Below are 18,368 nucleotides of genomic sequence, written 5' to 3'. Positions count from 1 at the left end.
TCACGACGGAGGCCACATTAAGTGGCCTCCTGTTCGTGCGGAACTCGCGATAAACCTAAGCCGGTGTCCCCGCTCTCCCGGGGCCTGTCGTGGCTTGGTTGTTGCATGCGGCTCGCTTTTCGGAACGGGGCTGACGGAAACGTTCCAAAATCTACCACCGTCGCTGTACAGGGTGTCTATAAAGAGCCGTGGCCAAAAAACATCAAATATGAGTACTGATACTCTTTTAGTAGCAGTAACTTTGACCACATTTAAGGTGATTTGACGTGTCGATCGAGCAGATAAGCTGCCGTATCTCCTCAAGTGTTCATTAAAGGAAGACCTTGATGCGAATAAATCTCATTAAGATCTTCTTTTATTAACGAAAATAATGTAGCTACAACGGTAACAGTACTCATATTTGCCGTTTTTTGGCCACAGTCCTTCGGAGGGTCCTCGAAAATAGTCCCGAGCCGGCACTTTAGGAACGTCCCTAAGTGCCGACGCCGCGTCTGCCTGCGGCGGCCGCGCGCCGCTGCGTCGCTCCGCATCCTTGCGGGTTCGGATCCCTCCGCTTGGCGGCGTTGGCTCGATTTGCTTGACGTGAGGGGCTCTTGGCTGGTGTGGGACGGAGGGATTCCGCGTCCGCCTGGTCGGCGGCCGCGCCCCGCTGCGTCGCTTCGCTCCTTGCGTGCTTCGCTGGAAAACGCTTCGCGTTTCCTCAGCTCCGCACCCTGGCGGGTTCGAATCCCTCCGCTTGCCCACAAGAAAGCGCCCTGGGCCGCTATGGGCTCAGGGCGCTTTGTTTCTTTGGCTGGGACGGAGGGATTCGAACCCCCAACAGCCGGCACCAAAAACCGGAGTTCTACCGTTGAACTACGTCCCAATGTGGGTGTTGCACAAAAGCAACTCGTCTAGTTTACCTAATCTGCGAGGGCATCGCAAACGCCATCGAGTAGGCGTACGGCGAGCGTTTGGGCGTCGCTTGCGGTGAAGGTGCCGTTGTAGCGCGTCATGCCCGTGAGTTCGATGCGAATGCGTGCGGGCTTTTGCTGGGCGGCAACATTGGCGGTGCGGATGCGCTGGGCCAGGTTGTGGCATTCGGCGAGGGCAATCGTGGCACGCGGCGCTGCGTCAGCGGGCAGCTCATCGCTTGCGATCTCGAGCACCAGGTCAACATCGGTCGGAACCTCGGAATCGCAGAGCATCATGCCGCTGTTGTCGGTCGTTGCCGTGGCGATATTCCACATGCGCGATGCAACGCTGCGCGCGATGGGGTCCTCGCCGATAACGGCAATCTGGAACCGCTCGAGCACGTTGGCCGCGCGGGCAAAACCGATACGCGACTCAGCTTCGGTAACCGAGGGCTTGCCCTCCCACACGTGGTGCAGGCGGTTGATGTAGGCGTAGGTGTCCTGGAAGGCCATGCCGTCGGCAAACAGGCCGACGTTTTCCTGGAACTGCTGCAGGGCGGCTTCGGTATGCGGGCCAAAGTAGCCGTCGTCCTCGCCGCAGGCAAAGCCCAAAACGTTGAGCGCGCGCTGCAAGGCCTGCACGTCGGCACCGTGGAAATTGGGCATACGCAGATAGAGGGTGCGGTCGCCCAGTTTGTACGAGGCGTCGACCAGCGCACTCCAGCAGGGGATATCGACGGCGTGACCGGCGGCAAGGCCGCTGTCGAGCCTAAAGGTGCCAACAGCCTGCTCGGTGGTAGTGCCAAAGTGCTTGTCGGCGACCTCGGTGGCATCAATTGTGTAGCCGAGCTGCAGAAGGCGGGACTGAACGTCCTCGACGGCTGCTCCTTGCATGCCCGTTGTAATAGGTTCCATGAACGAACCCCTTTCGGCGTACCATTCGTACTATTTGAGCGTCTGTCGGATAGACAACTCGAAGGGATGCATAAACATGCTCTCAACAGTGTAGCAACTTGTGCTCAAATGCGCTGCCGACAGGTTTTGTAACCCCCGCTAGTTAAGGCGCTCCACAAAGAAATCTGCCATAGAGAGGAACAACTCGCGCGCATGCGGGTCGAGCTGCACATCCTCGATGGCGGCCTTAGCCTTAGCGGTCAGGTCCAAGGCGTAGGCGTGCGCGTAGTCAATCGAGCCACTCCCCTGGAAGATCTCCACGGCTCGTGCGAGCTGCGCGGGGTCTTCGGTGCCCGAGGAGAGGATTGCCTCGACCTCATCGTGGTGGCGTTTATCGGACAGGGCGTGCACGGCGACGAGCGTACGCTTGCCCTCGGTGATGTCGGTGCGGAAGTCCTTGTTGGCGGCTTCCTTGGTACCGACAAGGTTGAGCAGGTCGTCTTGGATTTGGAAGGCAAGGCCGGTGTGCAGGCCAAAAATGCGCAACGCCTCGACCTGCTCCTCGCTGCCGCCACCGATAATGGCTCCGGCGGCAAGCGGCGTGGCCCCGCTGTAAAACGCGGTCTTGTGCGTCGCCATGTCCAGATAGTCGTCAACCGAGATGTCAAAGCGCCCGTCGCGAACCCAGCCCAGGTCGAGTGCCTGACCCTCAATGGTGCGGACAATCATCTCGGTGAGCTCATGGAGCACGCGCAGCTTAACGTCGGGCGCAAGCGTGGGGTCGTCGAGAACCGTCTTGGTGACCATGGTGAGCGCCAGATCGCCGCAGTTGATGGCAAGCCCCGTGCCCTCGGTAAGATGCATGCAGGGTTTGCCACGGCGCAGCTGCCCGTTGTCGGCGATGTCATCGTGGATGAGTGCACCCGACTGGAAATGCTCGATGGCAGCTGCGGCGCTGCGGGCGCTTTCAAAGCTACCGCCCACAGCGGTGGCGGCGAGCATACAAATGAGCGGGCGGTGGCGCTTGCCGGCGTTGGCCGTAAACGCCGAGAGCGGCGCGTACAGGTAGCGCTCGATATCGGCAGAGGTCGCCTGTCCGTCAAAGAACGTGGCCAGATAGTCGTTGATCTGGTCGAAGTGCTGGGCTAAAAAGCTGGTAAACGGACTGGACACGGGCGCTCGCATTCTTTCGGAGGTTGCATCGTTGCATTATGCAGACACCATATTGCCACATTGGGGCTATCTGCACGGCATTTTTAGTGATTTGGGACAACAGGGCACGCTTGATGGAACATACCTAGATAAGTCTAAAGTGCTTGAGCGCCGTGACGACACCGTCGTGATCGACCGAGTCGGTAATGTAGTCCGCGCGTTTTTTGAGATAGTCGGGCGCGTTGCCCATCGCGATGCCAACATCGACGGCATTCATCAACGTGATGTCATTGCTGGCATCGCCGATGCCGTATACGGTTCCGTGGTTGGGGTCGAGGGCGTCGAGTACGGACTGGATGCCCTCGCGCTTGGTGCATTCGCGAGGCGATATCTCCGTTACATCGAGCTCGAGCTCGTTGAAGCACAGCAGCGGCTCAAGCTCCTTGTCCCGAGCAATGCGGTTGGCGAGCGGCGTGGACATCAAGATCTTGTAGGCGCCGTAGTGCTGCAACTGCGTTACGGCATCTCCCACGGTGCGTGCGTACCCAGGAGCGTCGGGTGCGTCGGCGCTCATGCGCACGACGCCGTTAAGGCCTTCAAAGCGGATGACCTCGCCCGACTGCTCAAGATAAGGGATAAGGCGTTGCAACATGCCGGGAGTCATCGCCAGATCGCGAATCGCCTGTCCGTCGAGCTCGACATAGCCGCCCGCAAGGCAGACGATGCCGGTCCAGGGCAGCTCGAGCAGTTTGGGATGGATGCAACTCAACGTGCGCCCTGTGCAGATAAATGCCATGTTGCCGTTGGCGACAAAATCGCGGATGGCCTGCGAGACCGCTTCGTTGGGGTAGGGCGAGAGGTCCCGTTCGTCCTCGGGGAGCTCCTGGGCCACGCGGGGGTCTTGCCAGGCAAGCGTTCCGTCGATATCAAAGAAGCAGATATTTGCAGGCTTTTGAAGAGTGTCACCGGGCACGGGATGGGGCGCTTCGGGGGCAAAGCCCGGCTCGAGCCCCATGATCTGATCGAAGTGCTCCTTAATGCGCAAAACGGAGATGCCGATGATCACCTGGGCGGTTTTGCCGGTGATGATGAGGCCCTTGGCACCGGCTGCGACAAACGATGCATTGTCCGCGACGATAGAGGGATCGACGACCTCCACGCGCAGGCGTGTGGCGCAGTTGGTTGCGCCCACGATGTTGCCAACGCCACCCAAAAGCTCGACGACGTGCTCGGCAAGCAGGTGATCGAGGTTTGCCTGCGCATTGGCTGAATCATCATCGAAAGAGTCCCCTTTGTCCTCCATGCTCTTTGCTGACTGTTTGTCGGCGGCGCGATTGGCGCCATGGTCCTCGCGCCCCGGGGTTTTAAGGTCGAGGGCTAGGATGATACCGCGGAAGCTCAGGAAAAAGATGACGCTAAAGGCAAGCCCAATACCGAGTGCCATAAGGTAGGCACCGGCGTGCGTGCGCATGAGCGGGATAAAGTTGAAGGCCGCCATTTCCATAAGGCCGCCCGAGAAAATGCCCACGATGCCAAAGAAATTCATGGCCATGGCAAGGCAGGACGATAAGGCGGCATAGAGCACGAAGAGCCCCGGATAGGTGAACATAAAGAGGAACTCGAGCGGTTCGGTGACGCCGCAGACCACCGAGGTGACGATGGCAGGCAGCAGGATGACCTTAAGGCCGGCCCTGCGATCGGGTTTTGCGGTGGTGTAGAACGCCGCGGCGATGGCGGGCAAGCCAAAGAGCTTGACCCAGCCGGTGGCGGTAAAGCCAGCCCAAGGAGCAAGTTCCTTAAGGGGGCGCGTGCTGTGGGAAAGGATGGGAAGCAGGTTGGTCCACGTGGCGTAGACGCCTTCGTTTACGACCAGGTTGTCGTAGTAGATCGGCATGTAGAGCAGGTGGTGCAGGCCGAAGGGTTCGAGGGCACGCTCCAAAAACACGAAGAGGCCCACGCCTAAGGTGCCGACTCCCGCAAGCGCATGGCGCAACGTATCGGTCGCTCCATATATAAAGGGAACGGCGATTGCCGAGACGATGGCGAGGCCGAGAACAGCGAAAAAGCTGATGAGGTAGACCAGCGAGGAGCCGGAGAACGTGCCAAGCCAATCGGGCACCTTGGCATCGTAGAAGCGGTCATGGATGGCAACGACGATGGTTGAAACCGCCAGCGGTCCGATGATGCCGGTGTCGAGGGTCTTGATGCCGTCGATGACGGTGATGCCGGTGGCGGGAGCAAGGGATGAGGGGTACATAAGACCCAGGTTGTCACCGCTGATCTTGATGATCTCGCTCAAAAAGAAGCAGTAGGCAAAATATGCCACGAGCGCCTCGAGGCAGCAGCGCGCCGGTTGCTTTTGGGCGAGGCCAATGGGTAGGGCTATGGCAAACAGGAGCGGAAGGCGCCTAAAGACCGTCCACGATCCGCGCTGGACGATGGTCCAGAAGAAGTACCAAGGCGTTCCGTATACGGCAAGGTCGCCGACAATGTCTGCGGTCGTGGCGAGGGCGGAGATGCCGACCATAAGGCCCGATATGGAAAACAGCATGGCGGGCGCAAACATGGCTCCGCCAAAACGTTGGATTTTCTGCAGCATGTTTTGTCCTTCCAGACGGCCGCACGCTTGCGTGGGTAAAACGTTTAAACAATCGTTAATTGTAGAGGACTGGCGAAGCGGCTTCGCTGACGGTTTTTACATGACCGGGGTCTGGGTATGAGAGCGACCGCCAACGGTTAATTATTGGCGCTTTACCGATAGGCGGTTTGAACAACCCCAAGAAATGCTATCGTGCCTAGCCGTACGTATTCATTAGAGGTGAAACAATGCCAAAAGCCATTTACGAAGGAATTTACCGCGAGATTCGTTCGCGCATTATCAACGGAACCTATGCATTCCAGGAGATGCTGCCGACCGAGGCCGAGCTGACCGCGGAGTTCGGGTGTACCCGCAATACCGTCCGTCGAGCACTTTCCATGCTTGCCGACGAGATGTACGTGCAACCCATTCACGGCAAGGGCGTGCGTGTCATTTGGCTCAAAGGTGAGACCGATATGCTCGGTGCGCTCGAGGAAGTCGAGTCGTTTGGCGAGTTCGCAAAGCGCAACAATGCCGTCGCGTCGACGGACGTGAAGTCCTTTGAACATCTGATTTGCACCGAGCAGCTTTCCCGCCGTCTGGGTTTTAAGGTGGGCGAGGAGCTGATTCGCGTGGTGCGTGTCCGCAGTCTTAACGGTAGCGCCCGCCAGGTTGACCACGGCTACTTTTTGGAGTCGATCGCCAAGGGGCTTACGCCCGAGATTGCGGAGAAGTCCATCTACGATTACCTGGAGCACAAGCGCGGGGTCAAAGTGATGGCAAGTCGTCGTACGGTGAGCGTCGAGCTCGCCAACGATGAGGACTGCAGCTACTTGGACCTTGGAAAATACAACTGCGTCGCCGTCATGGAAAGCCAGTCGTACACCTCGGATGGCATCTTGTTCGAGGTCACGCACGCCCGTACGCATCCCGAGATCTTCCACTACCGCGTCAACTCCAAGCGATAGGCGGCAGGCTCGCCGTCTGGCGAGGCTTATGCCCTCAAAGCGAAAACGCCCGGTCAGGCCGACGTCATATCGGCTTGACCGGGCGTTTTGTCTGCATCCAATAACATATAATTGTTTATACAAAACTTGTCAAGCGAAAAGTTGAAATTACCGTTCACCGAGGTTTTTCTACCGCTCTGGTAATAGTTGTTCAAACAACTAGCGAAAAAGCGTATTGTACAAATTAGCAAAAGGGGCTCAGTCCCCAAGCCAATCTCCGAAGGCGGCGACAAAGGGTGTCGCCACGGTGTGAAAGGGTGGATTGTAATGAAGAACGAAATGAGCAGAAGGCAGTTCCTGGGCTTCGCTGGTTCCGCGGCTGCGGTTCTTGGTCTGGGTCTCGTGGGCTGCGGCGGCTCCGCCGGCTCCGGCTCCTCTGCTTCTGGTGACGCTGCCGAGGTCTACTTCCTCCAATTCAAGCCCGAGGTCGACAAGGAGTGGAAGGAGATCGCCAAGGCGTACAAGGAGGAGAAGGGCGTCGAGGTCAAGATCGTGACCGCCGCCTCCAATACCTACGAGGAGAAGCTCAAGTCGAGATGTCCAAGAGCTCCGCTCCGACGCTGTTCCAGGTCAACGGCCCCACCGGTCTTAAGAACTGGAAGGACTACTGCGCCGACCTGTCCGACACCAAGGTCCGCGGCGAGCTCATCGACGACTCCCTGGCTCTGCAGTCCGACGGCAAGGATCTGGGCATCGACTGGGTCCAGGAGAGCTACGGCATTATCTACAACAAGGAGCTCCTCGAGAAGGCCGGCTACAAGGCCGAGGACATCGACTCCTTCGACAAGCTGAAGGCTTGCGCCGACGACATCCAGGCCCGCAAGGACGAGCTCGGCGTTGACGGTGCCTTCACCTCCGCCGGCATGGACGACTCCTCCAGCTGGCGCTACACCACCCACCTCGCCAACCTCCCGCTCTACTACGAGTTCGAGAAGGAGCACAACCAGGAGGACGACGAGATCAAGGGCGAGTATCTCGACAACTTTAAGCAGATCTTCGACCTGTACATCACCGACTCCACCTGCGATCCTTCGCAGCTTGCCTCCAAGACCGGCGACGATGCCACCAACGAGTTCGCAACCGGCAAGGCCGTCTTCTATCAGAACGGCTCTTGGGCCTACGCTGACCTCACCAAGGCTGGCATGACCGACGACCAGATTGGCATGATGCCCATCTACATCGGTGTCGACGGCGAGGAGAACCAGGGCCTGTGCTCCGGCGGCGAGAACTACTGGTGCGTCAGCTCCCAGGCTTCCGAGGATGCCCAGAAGGCCACCGAGGACTTCATGTATTGGTGCGTCACCTCTGACACCGCTACCAGCATCATCGCTGACAAGATGGGTCTGACCGCCCCGTTCAAGAGCGCCAAGGACACCAACAACATTTTCTCGCAGCAGGCCGTTGCCATGGCCAAGGACGGCAAGAAGACCGTCGCTTGGGACTTCGTCTACATCCCCTCTGAGGAGTGGAAGAAGAACCTCAAGCAGGCTCTGATCGCCTATGCTGCCGACAACACCAAGTGGGACGGCGTTAAGAACGCCTTCGTCGACGGCTGGAAGACCGAGAAGGCTGCTTCCGAGTAAGCAATTGCTGCCCAAGCTATCTGATTAGCGGCAGGGGGCGGGCAGACGGTGGTTTGCCCGCCCCCTGCATATTGAAAGGACCCTTCTATGGGCAAAGCACTCAAGCGCTGGTGGCCGCTCTTTATGCTGCCCACGTGCCTGGCGTTTATGATCGGGTTCGTAATCCCCTTTATCCAGGGATTCTATCTCTCGTTCTGCCAGTTTATTACTATCAACAACACACATTTTGTCGGTATCGAGAACTATGTGCGCGCACTGTCCGATCCGCAGTTCTCCACGTCGTTCTTCTTTACCGTGGCGTTTGCCTTCCTGTCGACGGTGCTCATCAATGTGATCGCCCTCGCTATCGCCCAGGCGCTCACCCGCAAGGCGCTCAAGGGCACCAACATCTTCCGTACGATCTTCTTTATGCCTAACCTGATCGGCGGCATCGTGCTGGGCTACATCTGGCAGATTCTGATCAACTGCCTGCTTTCCAATATCGGCGCCGACCTCATCGCCCTTAACTCCGCTGCCGGCTTCTGGGGTCTTATCGTCCTGACCCTGTGGCAGCAGGTCGGTTACATGATGATCATCTACATCGCCGGTCTGCAGTCCATTCCGTCCGACTACATCGAGGCCGCCAAGGTCGACGGTGCTACGGCATGGCAGACGTTCTGGAAGGTTAAGATCCCCAACCTGATGCCGACGATCACCATCTGCCTGTTCCTGTCCATCACCAACGGCTTTAAGCTGTTCGACCAGAATCTCGCCCTTACCGGTGGCGCCCCCGCGCACTCCACCGAGATGCTCGCCCTGAACATCTACAACACGTTCTATTCGCGCGCTGGCATCGCATGGCAGGGCATTGGCCAGGCCAAGGCAGTTATCTTCTGCATCCTGGTCGTCGCTATTTCCATGATTCAGCTTAAGGCCACGAGGTCCAAGGAGGTGCAGCAGTAATGAAACGCGATAAAGCTATCAACCGCGTCCTCTCGATTTTCTTTACGATCCTGTCGCTCGCGTGGATCTACCCCGTGTTCATGATTGCGCTCAATTCCTTTAAGAAAGGGACCGCAATCAGCACGACTACGGCGTTCGATCTGCTTACGCCCGAGACGTTCAACGGCCTTGCAAACTACGTGCACGCTCTGAACGAGCAGGGCTTTGCCTCGGCGTTCATGTACTCGCTCATCATCACGGTCACGTCGGTCGTACTGATCCTGGTGTGCTGCTCCATGTGCGCTTGGTACGTGGTGCGCGTCAATAACAAGATCTCGAACTTCTTCTATTACCTGTTCGTCTTCTCGATGGTCGTGCCCTTCCAGATGCTCATGTTCACGCTGTCCAACCTCGCGGACCGCATCGGCTTTAACACGCCGTTTAACATCTGCTTCATCTACCTGGGCTTTGGCGCGGGTCTCGCGGTCTTTATGTTCGCCGGCTTTGTCAAGAACATCCCGCTCGAGATCGAAGAGGCGGCCATGATCGATGGCTGCAACCCCGTCCAGGTGTTCTTTAAGATCGTTCTCCCCATCATGAAGCCCACCTATCTTTCGGTTGGCATCCTCGAGACCATGTGGGTCTGGAACGACTACCTGCTGCCTTACCTTACGCTTGACTCCACCAAGTACAAGACCATTCCTATCTTGATCCAGTACTTCCGCGGCGGCTATGGCCATGTTGAGCTCGGCCCCATGATGGCCTGCATCATGATGGTCGTTATCCCCATCGTCATCATGTACATCTTCTGCCAGAAGTACATCATTGACGGTGTGGTGGCAGGTGCCGTCAAGGGCTGATGCCGTAACTGTTTTGCAAGTTTCTGCGGCGCCCCTCAGCGTGGCGCCGCGTATCGAAAGGTAAAGACATGGCCGAGATCGTTCTCAAACATGTTCAGAAGGTGTATCCCAACAACGAGTCCAAAAAGAAGGGCTTCTTTGGCAAAAAGAAGACCGAGGAGAAGAAGCACAACCTCAAGGTTACCGAGGACGGCGTGCTTGCGGTAGAGGACTTTAACCTTACCGTGCACGACCAGGAGTTCATCGTCCTCGTCGGCCCCTCTGGCTGCGGTAAGTCCACGACGATGCGCATGGTTGCCGGCCTGGAGGACATCACCTCGGGTGACGTGCTCATCGACGGCAAGCGCGTCAACGACGTCGCTCCCAAGGATCGCGACATCGCCATGGTGTTCCAGAGCTACGCCCTGTACCCCAACATGACGGTGTACGAGAACATGGCGTTTACGCTCGAGCTCAAGAAGGTCCCCAAAGACGAGATCGATCGCAAGGTTCGCTCCGCTGCCGAGATCCTGGGTATTACCGAGTACCTCGACCGTAAGCCCAAGGCGCTCTCCGGCGGTCAGCGCCAGCGTGTCGCCATCGGCCGCGCCATCGTGCGTGACCCCAAGGTCTTCCTGATGGACGAGCCGCTGTCCAACCTGGACGCCAAGCTCCGTAACCAGATGCGTGCCGAGCTCATCAAGCTGCGTCACGAGATCAAGGGTACCTTCATTTACGTTACCCACGACCAGACCGAGGCCATGACCCTCGGCGACCGCATCGTGGTCATGAAGGATGGCGTCGTCCAGCAGATCGCCACGCCGCAGGAGGTCTTCAACCACCCCGCGAACATCTTCGTCGCCGGCTTTATCGGCGTGCCGCAGATGAACTTCTTCGATGCCCAGCTGGTGCGTTCGGGCAACGGCTTTACCGTCAAGACCGAGGACATGAACGTGGCGCTCGCCCCCGAGACCTGCGCTCAACTCGCCCTCAACTGGGATGGCGGCGATGTGAAGGAGATTACGGCCGGCGTGCGCCCCGAGCAGATCCTGCTTGCCGACAAGGGCGAGGAGGGTGCGCTCCAGGGCACCGTCGAGGTGACCGAGCTCATGGGCTCGACCGAGCATGTACACGTGACCGCTCCCGACGGCCAGTTTGTCCTGATTATCCCCGTCGTCGACCTTGAGGCCAAGGGCGCGCTCAAGGCTGGCGACCCCATCTGGTTCAAGTTCGAGAAGAACGCGACTCATCTCTTCGATAAGGTGTCTGGCAAGAACCTTATCTAGGCCCGGTGCATCCAGGCCCTCCCTTTGGGCGACTGCGGCTTTGCCATCCTTTTGCCGCGGTCACATATAAGGCTCCCCTCCCGTCCACTGGGCGAGAGGGGAGCCTTTCTTTGTGTTGGGACTGTCTGACCGGTCGTTTGTCTCGATCTGTAACGGATAGGGCCGATTTCGGACGTTAGATGTTACAGATCGAGACGGTTCCGCTGAGCTAACCATTTCATCTTAATCTGTAACACCAAAGGCGAATTTCACCTGCTAGATGTTACAGATTGAGATAAACCCGAGGGGAGGGGCCGGTATGTCTCAATCTGTAACGGCTGGGACCGTTTTGGTTGAGTAATTGCTACGGATCGAGATTGTTTGGCCGAGTCGGATCACAGGGTAACGTGCGGGCACAAAAAACGGAGCCGTGTTGCCACGACTCCGTTTCTCAAGAGGATGGGTAAGGGGAATGAGCTAGCTCAGGTGCCAGATCTCGTCGTTGTACTGGGAGATCGTACGGTCGGACGAGAAGGTGCCGGCGTTGGCGATATTGATGAGCGCCTTGCGCATCCAGGCGTCCTGGTCCTCGTAGTCGGCCAGCACGCGCTCCTTGGTCTGGATGTACTCCTCAATGTCGAGCAGGGCCATAAACCAGTCCTTGCCCTTAATGTCGTCGTGCAGGCGCTGCAGGCGCTCGGCGTTGCCGGTTGCCATAAAGGCCGGGTTGGTGATGAAGTCCACCAGCAGTTTAATGCCGGGCTTGCGGTAGAGCGCACCGGCGTTGTAGGTGCCGTCGGCGTAGAGCTGCTCGACCTGTTTGGACGAGGCACCAAAGGTATAGATGTTCTCGTCGCCCACGAGCTCGGCAATCTCCACGTTGGCACCGTCGAGCGTGCACAGGGTTAGGGCGCCGTTGAGCATGAACTTCATGTTGGAGGTGCCGCTCGCCTCCTTGGAGGCCAGGCTGATCTGCTCGGAGATGTCAGCGGCGGGGATCACGCGCTCGGCGGCGGTGACGTTGTAGTTCTCGATCATGACAACCTGCAGGTAGGGAGCCACGTCGGGGTCGTTTGCAATCCACTGCGACAGCGTCAGGATCAGATGGATGATGTCCTGCGCGATAGTGTAGGCAGGCGCCGCCTTGCCGCCAAAGATGATGGTGACGGGGTGCTTAGGCCTGTTGCCGTTCTTGATATCGAAGTACTTCCAGATGATGTAGAGCGCGAGCATCTGCTGACGCTTGTACTCGTGGATGCGCTTGACCTGGACGTCGATGATGGCGTTGGAGGGAATGGTCACGCCCTGCTCGAGCGCCATGAACTGGCGCATGATGGCCTTGGCCTCGACCTTGGTGGCGGCCAAGCGCTCAAGAACGTCCTTGTCGTCGGCGAACTTGGCGAGTTTGCTCAGATCGCCGGTGCTGCGCCAGTCGGTGCCGATTACATCGTCGAGCAGGCTGGCGAGCGCGGGGTTGGCTCCATGGATCCAACGGCGGAAGGTGATGCCGTTGGTCTTGTTGGAGAACTTCTCGGGATAGATCTCGTAGAATGGATGAAGCTCGGTGTCCTCCAAGATCTTGGTGTGGAGGGCGGCTACGCCATTGATGGAGAAGCCAAAGTGGATGTCCATGTGGGCCATGTGGACGGTGTCGTATTCGTCGATGACGGCGACGCGCGGGTCATCGTGCTCGGCCTTCGCGATCTCATCGAGCTTGACGATAATGTCGGCGATGGCAGGGGAGACCTTCTGCAGGCTGACGAGCGGCCACTTCTCGAGCGCCTCGGCAAGAATCGTGTGGTTAGTGTAGGCGACCATGGAGCGTACGATGGTCACGGCCTCGTCAAACTCGATGCCATGCTCGGTGGTGAGCAAGCGAATGAGCTCGGGGATGACCATGGTGGGGTGCGTGTCGTTAATTTGGACCACGGCGTAGTCGGCCAGATCGTGCAGGTTGCTGCCGCGCTCGATGGCCTCGTCGATCAGGAGCTGGGCGGCGTTGCTCACCATGAAGTATTCCTGGTAGATGCGAAGCAGGCGGCCCTGCTCGTCGGAATCGTCGGGGTAGAGGAACAAGGTGAGGTTCTTGGCGATCTCTGTCTTGTCGAAGTCGATGGAGCTGCCGGGGACCAGGCCGTCGTCGACGCTCGCCAGGTCGAACAGGCGCAGACGGTTCTTGGTGGGCTGGCCGTAACCGGGCACGTCGATGTTGACGAGCTTGGAGGTAACGGCAAAATCACCGAACTCGACGGTGTAGGAGCGGTCGTCGTCGACTAGGATGTCCTGCTCACCGAGCCACTCGTCGGGGACGGCCTTCTGCTGGTTGTCGACAAAGCGCTGACGGAACAGGCCGTAGTGATAGTTGAGGCCCACGCCATCGCCGGTCAAGCCCAGCGTGGCGATGGAATCCAGGAAGCATGCGGCCAGGCGGCCCAGGCCGCCGTTGCCGAGCGACGGCTCGACCTCGAACTCCTCGATCTTGTTGAGGTCGTGGCCTGTGGCGGTGAGCTGGTCCTTAACCTCGTCGTAGATGCCGAGGTCGATCATGTTGTTGATGAGCAGCTTGCCGATCAAAAATTCGGCGGAAATGTAATAGAGCTTTTTCTTGCCGTTGTTGAGCGGGCAGGCGGCGGAGCGCTCCTGCACGAGTTTGACCAGCAGCTTGTAAATGCGACGGTCGTCGAGCTGCTCGAGCGAGGTGCCAAAAGACTGCTCGGCGAGTTCCATGAGGTTAATTTGGGGCATGTTTCCTCCTGTAATGGGTTGATTACATGTCTGCAATTCATAAGAATCCCGCGCGAGGGGATTGGGGTGGCCTCGCGCGGGTAAGCAAGCGCGTCCGCACGGTGGGGAGGGGTCGGGCGCGGTAGCTCCTATTGAGGAAGCTCGATTTCGGCTTCCGACGGGATGCGGAAGTAGGTCTCGGTCCAGTCGGTGAGTTTGTGCTCGAGCTCGCGGGTGATGGCGCCGTCGAGCATGCGCCAGGTCCAGTTGCCGCCCAGCGTGGCAGGGGTGTTGATGCGCGCCTCGTTGCCCAAGTTGAGCAGGTCCTGCATGGTGTAGACGCACGTGTCGCTCACGCTGGCTGCGATGGTTCGGTTGAGCGCGTCGGCGATGGGTTCGCCGGCCTGCTGATGGGTGTACAGGGCTGTCTGCTCGCGCTGACGCGGGGTAGCCGTTCCTTCAAACCAGCCGCGTGCCGTCTCGTTGTCGTGAGTGCCCACGTAGGCGACGGTGTTGGCAATGTAGTTGTGCGGCAGGTAGTACGAGTTGGTGCCCTCAAAGGCAAACTGCAGGATCTTCATGCCGGGGAAGCCCGAGTTGTCGCGCATATCGATGACGCCGGGGGTGAGGAAGCCCAGGTCCTCGGCGATGATGGGCAGCGTGCCGAGCTTTTCCTCGAGTGTCTTGAAGAGCTTGAGGCCGGGACCCTGCGTCCACGAACCGTAGGACGAATCAGGCGAGGAGAACGGCACCTCCCAATAGGCCTCGAAGCCGCGGAAGTGATCCAGGCGGATGACGTCGTACATGTCGAGGGCGGCGCGAATGCGGCCCTCCCACCAGGAGAAGCCGTCGGCCTCCATGGCGTCCCAGTCGTAGATGGGGTTGCCCCAGTACTGGCCGGTGGCCGAGAACTGGTCGGGCGGCGTGCCGGCGACGCTCACGGGATTGCCGGCGGCGTCGATCTTAAAGAGCTCAGGTGTCGCCCACATCTCGACGGAGTCACGCGAGACATAGATGGGCAGGTCGCCGATGATGAGAATGTCGCGCTCGTTGGCATAGGCCTTGAGGCGGCTCCACTGGCGATCGAAGAAGTACTGCGTCATCTGGTGGTAGAGCATACGCGCCGGATGGTCGGCGCAGACCTTGGCGGAAGCCTCGCCGCGGGTGCGGAGCTCCGCGGGCCACTCCCAAAACGCCTTGAGACCGCACTCCTCTTTGACGGTCATGAACTCACAGTAGGGGATGAGCCAGTCCTCGTTGGCCTGGATAAAGTCATCGAAATCGGCCGGCTTGTCGGCAGCAAAGCGCTCGGCGGCGCGGTCGAGAATCTGACGGCGGCCGCCAAAGATAGCACCGTAGTCGACATTGCTGGGGTCGGATCCCAGATACACGCCATCGATATCGCGCTGCTCCAGATACCCTGCCTCGATAAGCTCGGCAAAGTCGATAAAGTTGGGGTTGCCTGCGCGGGCCGAGAACGACTGATAAGGCGAATCGCCATAGCTGGTCGTCGTAAGGGGCAGAATCTGCCAGTAATGTTGTTTGCACGAGGCGAGAAAATCGACGAAGTCGTAGGCATTCCAGCCAAAGCCGCCGATTCCGTATGGTCCGGGCAGAGATGAGACGGGCATGAGGACGCCGCTTGCACGCTCCATGAATGCGCTCACCAACCTTCTTGTTGTGGGGTCGGCCTGCCGATGGGTGTGCAGTCCGCCTCCGATGTTCTGATTCGATACGCCTATTGTAAAACATGTTGTTTAAACATGTACAGGCAAGATAAAAAAGTTGGTCGATTTTCGGCGAATGGCTACATGCCATGAAAAAGCCCCGACCTCACAACGTGAGATCGGGGCAAGAACGGTATGTAGGTTTTTGCTACTCGGCGTCGGTGAAGCCGTTGGGGTTGTGGCTCTGCCAGTTCCAGCTATCGCGGCACATGTCCGCGATGTCGTACTGGGCCTTCCAGCCCATCATGCGCTCGGCCTTGGAGGCATCGCACCAGTTGGCAGCGATGTCGCCGGCGCGGCGCTCGCGGATCACGTAGGGCAGCTCCTTGCCACAAGCCTTGGAGAAGGCGGCGACGACCTCGAGTACCGAGGTGCCGGTGCCGGTGCCCAGGTTAAAGATCTCGACGCCGGTCTTGCCGTTCATCCAGTTAAGGGCGGCAACGTGACCAGAGGCCAGATCGCACACGTGGATGTAGTCGCGCACGCCGGTGCCGTCGGGGGTGGGGTAGTCGTTGCCAAAGACCTGAACGGCCTCGAGCTTGCCCACGGCGACCTGGGCGACATAGGGCACCAGGTTGTTGGGGATGCCCTTGGGGTCCTCGCCGATCAGGCCCGACGGATGAGCGCCGATGGGGTTGAAGTAACGGAGCAGCACGACGTCCCACTCGGGGTCGGCGGTGTGGACGTCCATAAGGATCTGCTCGATCATCCACTTGGTCCAGCCATAGGGGTTGGTTGCGGGCTTCTTGGGGTCTTCCTCGGTGACGGGCGGGTTGTCCGGGTCGCCGTAGACGGTCGAGGAGCTCGAGAAGATGATGGACTTGCAGCCATGGTTGCGCATGACGTCGATGAGCACCAGGGTGTTCTCGATGTTGTTGTGGTAGTACTCGACGGGCTTGCTCACCGACTCGCCGACGGCCTTAAAGCCGGCAAAGTGGATGACACGGTCGATCTGATGGGTATCGAAGATCTTGTTCATCGCATCGCGGTCGAGCACGTTGGCCTCGTAGAAGGTGAGGTTCTTGGCGGCCCCGTCGCCCACGATGGTCTTGACGCGGTCGACGGCGACGGCGCTGGAGTTGGAGAGATCATCGACGATGACGACCTGGTAGCCACCCTCGAGCAGCTGAACGACGGTGTGCGAGCCGATAAAGCCGGCGCCACCGGTAACGAGGACGCAGGTGTCTTTGGGGTCGAGTGCTTTGGACATGTAGTCTCCTATCGAATCAGGAACACTTCTAGAGGGGAGTATAGCGCAGGCGGGGACGCCCAAATGGTGCACTGTAGGAAAAGCAGAGGATTATGTTAACGTACTCATATAAGAGCTTGCTTAATTGTTACCTCAAATTTGACAATTGCTTACGAGCCGCCGACCTTGTAGTTTCCTGCCGTTCGTGGAAATCGTTGGGACGCGCCATATGTACGCTAATATGTATGAGTTGAGCGACATATAAATAAGCATGTAACGGAGTACATATGTCACCAAACAGCGATTCCATCCTTTCCCAGGAGCTCTCGCGCCGCACTGCCCTTAAGGCCCTGTTCGGCGCCGCTTCTGCGGCAGTTCTTTTTGGCCTGCCCACTCGCGCCCATGCGGCGGAGGCTTCCAAAGAAACCACCGATAAATTGAATGCCGCCCAGGCCCAGCTCGACGAGGTTCAGGCCCAGCTCGACAGCATCGCAAATGAGTATGCGGCGCTGGCCAACAAGAATGCCCAGACCCTCAACGACATCGAGAATGTCCAGGGCAAGATTGACGACACGCAGGCCCAGATCGATGAAAAGAAGGCCGAGCTCAAGAAGAAGCGCAACGACCTTTCCGATCGCGTGGCCGCCAGCTACAAGTCCGGCGGTACGAACATCCTGTCGCTGCTGCTGGCCTCTGGCTCGTTTGAGGAACTCGTCGCCAACGCGCACTACGTCGAGAAGATCAACAAGAGCGACCGCGATGCCATCGAGGATATCCAGACGATTCAGGCTGAGCTCGACGCGCAGAAGACCGAGCTCGAAGCACAAAAGGCCAACCTGGAGAAACTCAAGGATCAGCAGACGGCCCAGATGCAGGATATGCAGGCCAAGCAGCAAGAGGTCCAGACCGTGCTGAACGGTCTTTCCGACGATGTCAAGGAGCTCATGGCCCAGCGTGATTCCGAGATCCTCGCTGCCGCCCAGGCCGAGGAGGCTGCCAGGAAGGCGGCTGCGGCTGCCGCAGCCTCTGCGAATACTGGTTCTTCTTCGGGCGGTTCGAGCTCGGGTGGCGGCTCGTATGCCGGTGGCACTCCGCAGCAGACGGGCGGCTCGGGCAAGCAGCAGGCTGTCGTCAACGCATGCTACTCCACGCCTTCGCCTGGTCAGGGCTGGTGCGCTGCTTGGGTTACCAACGTCTTCCGTAATGCCGGCGTGGGCTACTTTGGCGGCAACGCGTGCGACATGTTCAACGCCTGGTGCTACAGCTCCGATCGCTCGGCGCTGCAGGTTGGCATGATCGTGGCCGACTCCTCGCACAGCGGCACTGGTGCTCCGGGCCTGATCTACGGCCACGTGGGCATCTACGTTGGCGGCGGCATCGTTATGAGCAACGAGGGTGCCATTACGTCTAAGTCGCTTGATTCGTTTATTAGCTTCTACGGTACGGGCTCTGGCGTGCGCTGGGGCTGGCTTGGCGGCGTTGCGCTGTCGTAGCGGGGCTTAACGACCGTTGGTCCGCGGCTGTCCGAAAGGTATAAGGTTGCCTGCTCGGACAGTCCTGCTCGCACGGAGAGCACATTAAGTGCTCTCCGGCTCG

12 protein-coding genes, 1 tRNA gene and 1 pseudogene are annotated in these 18,368 nt (G+C 58.9%); 7 read left to right on the top strand and 7 right to left on the bottom strand.

From position 1 onward, the window contains the following. Nucleotides 1-790: 790 nt before the first annotated feature. The 4 genes from I2G43_RS01540 to I2G43_RS01525 form a co-directional block, all read right to left on the bottom strand. Nucleotides 791-865 (bottom strand) — tRNA-Gln (locus I2G43_RS01540). A gap of 37 nt (nt 866-902) precedes the next feature. Next, nucleotides 903-1,808: a peptidoglycan-binding domain-containing protein gene (locus tag I2G43_RS01535; protein ID WP_195534839.1), complete on the bottom strand. Its 906-nt coding sequence runs from the start codon at nt 1,806-1,808 to the stop codon at nt 903-905. Nucleotides 1,809-1,946: 138 nt separating this feature from the next. Then, nucleotides 1,947-2,960 (bottom strand): polyprenyl synthetase family protein, encoded by a 1,014-nt coding sequence (locus tag I2G43_RS01530; protein WP_324249479.1) that lies wholly within the window; start codon nt 2,958-2,960, stop codon nt 1,947-1,949. 124 nt (nt 2,961-3,084) lie between these two features. Further along, entirely contained in the window at nt 3,085-5,538 is a 2,454-nt protein-coding gene (locus I2G43_RS01525; RefSeq protein ID WP_195534837.1) for a PTS transporter subunit EIIC, read from the bottom strand. Between the two features lie 227 nt (nt 5,539-5,765). Here I2G43_RS01525 and I2G43_RS01520 point away from each other — a divergent pair, with 227 nt between their 5' ends. The 6 genes and pseudogenes from I2G43_RS01520 (at nt 5,766) to I2G43_RS01500 (ending at nt 11,153) form a co-directional block, all read left to right on the top strand. Further along, entirely contained in the window at nt 5,766-6,485 is a 720-nt protein-coding gene (locus I2G43_RS01520; RefSeq protein ID WP_195534836.1) for a GntR family transcriptional regulator, read from the top strand. A gap of 306 nt (nt 6,486-6,791) precedes the next feature. Beyond that, nucleotides 6,792-6,848, top strand: a pseudogene (locus I2G43_RS10440) (twin-arginine translocation signal domain-containing protein); the annotation flags it as partial. Nucleotides 6,849-7,060: 212 nt separating this feature from the next. Beyond that, the gene (locus I2G43_RS01515; protein ID WP_229071450.1) at nt 7,061-8,107 is read left to right on the top strand and encodes an ABC transporter substrate-binding protein; all 1,047 of its coding nucleotides are present in this window, start codon (nt 7,061-7,063) and stop codon (nt 8,105-8,107) included. 87 nt (nt 8,108-8,194) lie between these two features. Next, nucleotides 8,195-9,049 (top strand): carbohydrate ABC transporter permease, encoded by an 855-nt coding sequence (locus I2G43_RS01510; RefSeq protein WP_195534835.1) that lies wholly within the window; start codon nt 8,195-8,197, stop codon nt 9,047-9,049. Beyond that, nucleotides 9,049-9,888: a carbohydrate ABC transporter permease gene (locus I2G43_RS01505; RefSeq protein WP_195534834.1), complete on the top strand. Its 840-nt coding sequence runs from the start codon at nt 9,049-9,051 to the stop codon at nt 9,886-9,888. The genes I2G43_RS01510 and I2G43_RS01505 overlap by 1 nt, the downstream gene beginning before the upstream one ends. A gap of 68 nt (nt 9,889-9,956) precedes the next feature. Further along, complete coding sequence (locus I2G43_RS01500; RefSeq protein WP_195534833.1) at nt 9,957-11,153, top strand: ABC transporter ATP-binding protein; 1,197 nt, start codon at nt 9,957-9,959, stop codon at nt 11,151-11,153. Between the two features lie 456 nt (nt 11,154-11,609). Here I2G43_RS01500 and glgP read toward each other — a convergent pair whose 3' ends face one another. The 3 genes from glgP to galE form a co-directional block, all read right to left on the bottom strand. Further along, the gene (gene glgP, locus I2G43_RS01495; protein ID WP_229071448.1) at nt 11,610-13,877 is read right to left on the bottom strand and encodes a glycogen/starch/alpha-glucan family phosphorylase; all 2,268 of its coding nucleotides are present in this window, start codon (nt 13,875-13,877) and stop codon (nt 11,610-11,612) included. A 128-nt stretch (nt 13,878-14,005) separates the two neighbouring features. Then, entirely contained in the window at nt 14,006-15,523 is a 1,518-nt protein-coding gene (malQ, locus tag I2G43_RS01490) for a 4-alpha-glucanotransferase (protein WP_324249478.1), read from the bottom strand. 208 nt (nt 15,524-15,731) lie between these two features. Continuing rightward, a complete protein-coding gene (gene galE, locus I2G43_RS01485; protein ID WP_195534832.1) occupies nt 15,732-16,793 on the bottom strand; it encodes a UDP-glucose 4-epimerase GalE in 1,062 nt (353 codons plus the stop codon). A 266-nt stretch (nt 16,794-17,059) separates the two neighbouring features. Here galE and I2G43_RS01480 point away from each other — a divergent pair, with 266 nt between their 5' ends. Continuing rightward, the gene (locus I2G43_RS01480; protein ID WP_195534831.1) at nt 17,060-18,265 is read left to right on the top strand and encodes a coiled-coil domain-containing protein; all 1,206 of its coding nucleotides are present in this window, start codon (nt 17,060-17,062) and stop codon (nt 18,263-18,265) included. The last annotated feature ends 103 nt before the right edge of the window (nt 18,266-18,368 follow it).

The organism is Collinsella aerofaciens (assembly GCF_015557435.1).
In the GTDB taxonomy this organism is placed as follows: Bacteria; Actinomycetota; Coriobacteriia; order Coriobacteriales; family Coriobacteriaceae; genus Collinsella; species Collinsella aerofaciens_Z.
The sequence above is the reverse complement of the archived record's forward strand: the minus strand, read 5'-3'. Positions and strand labels throughout refer to the sequence as shown.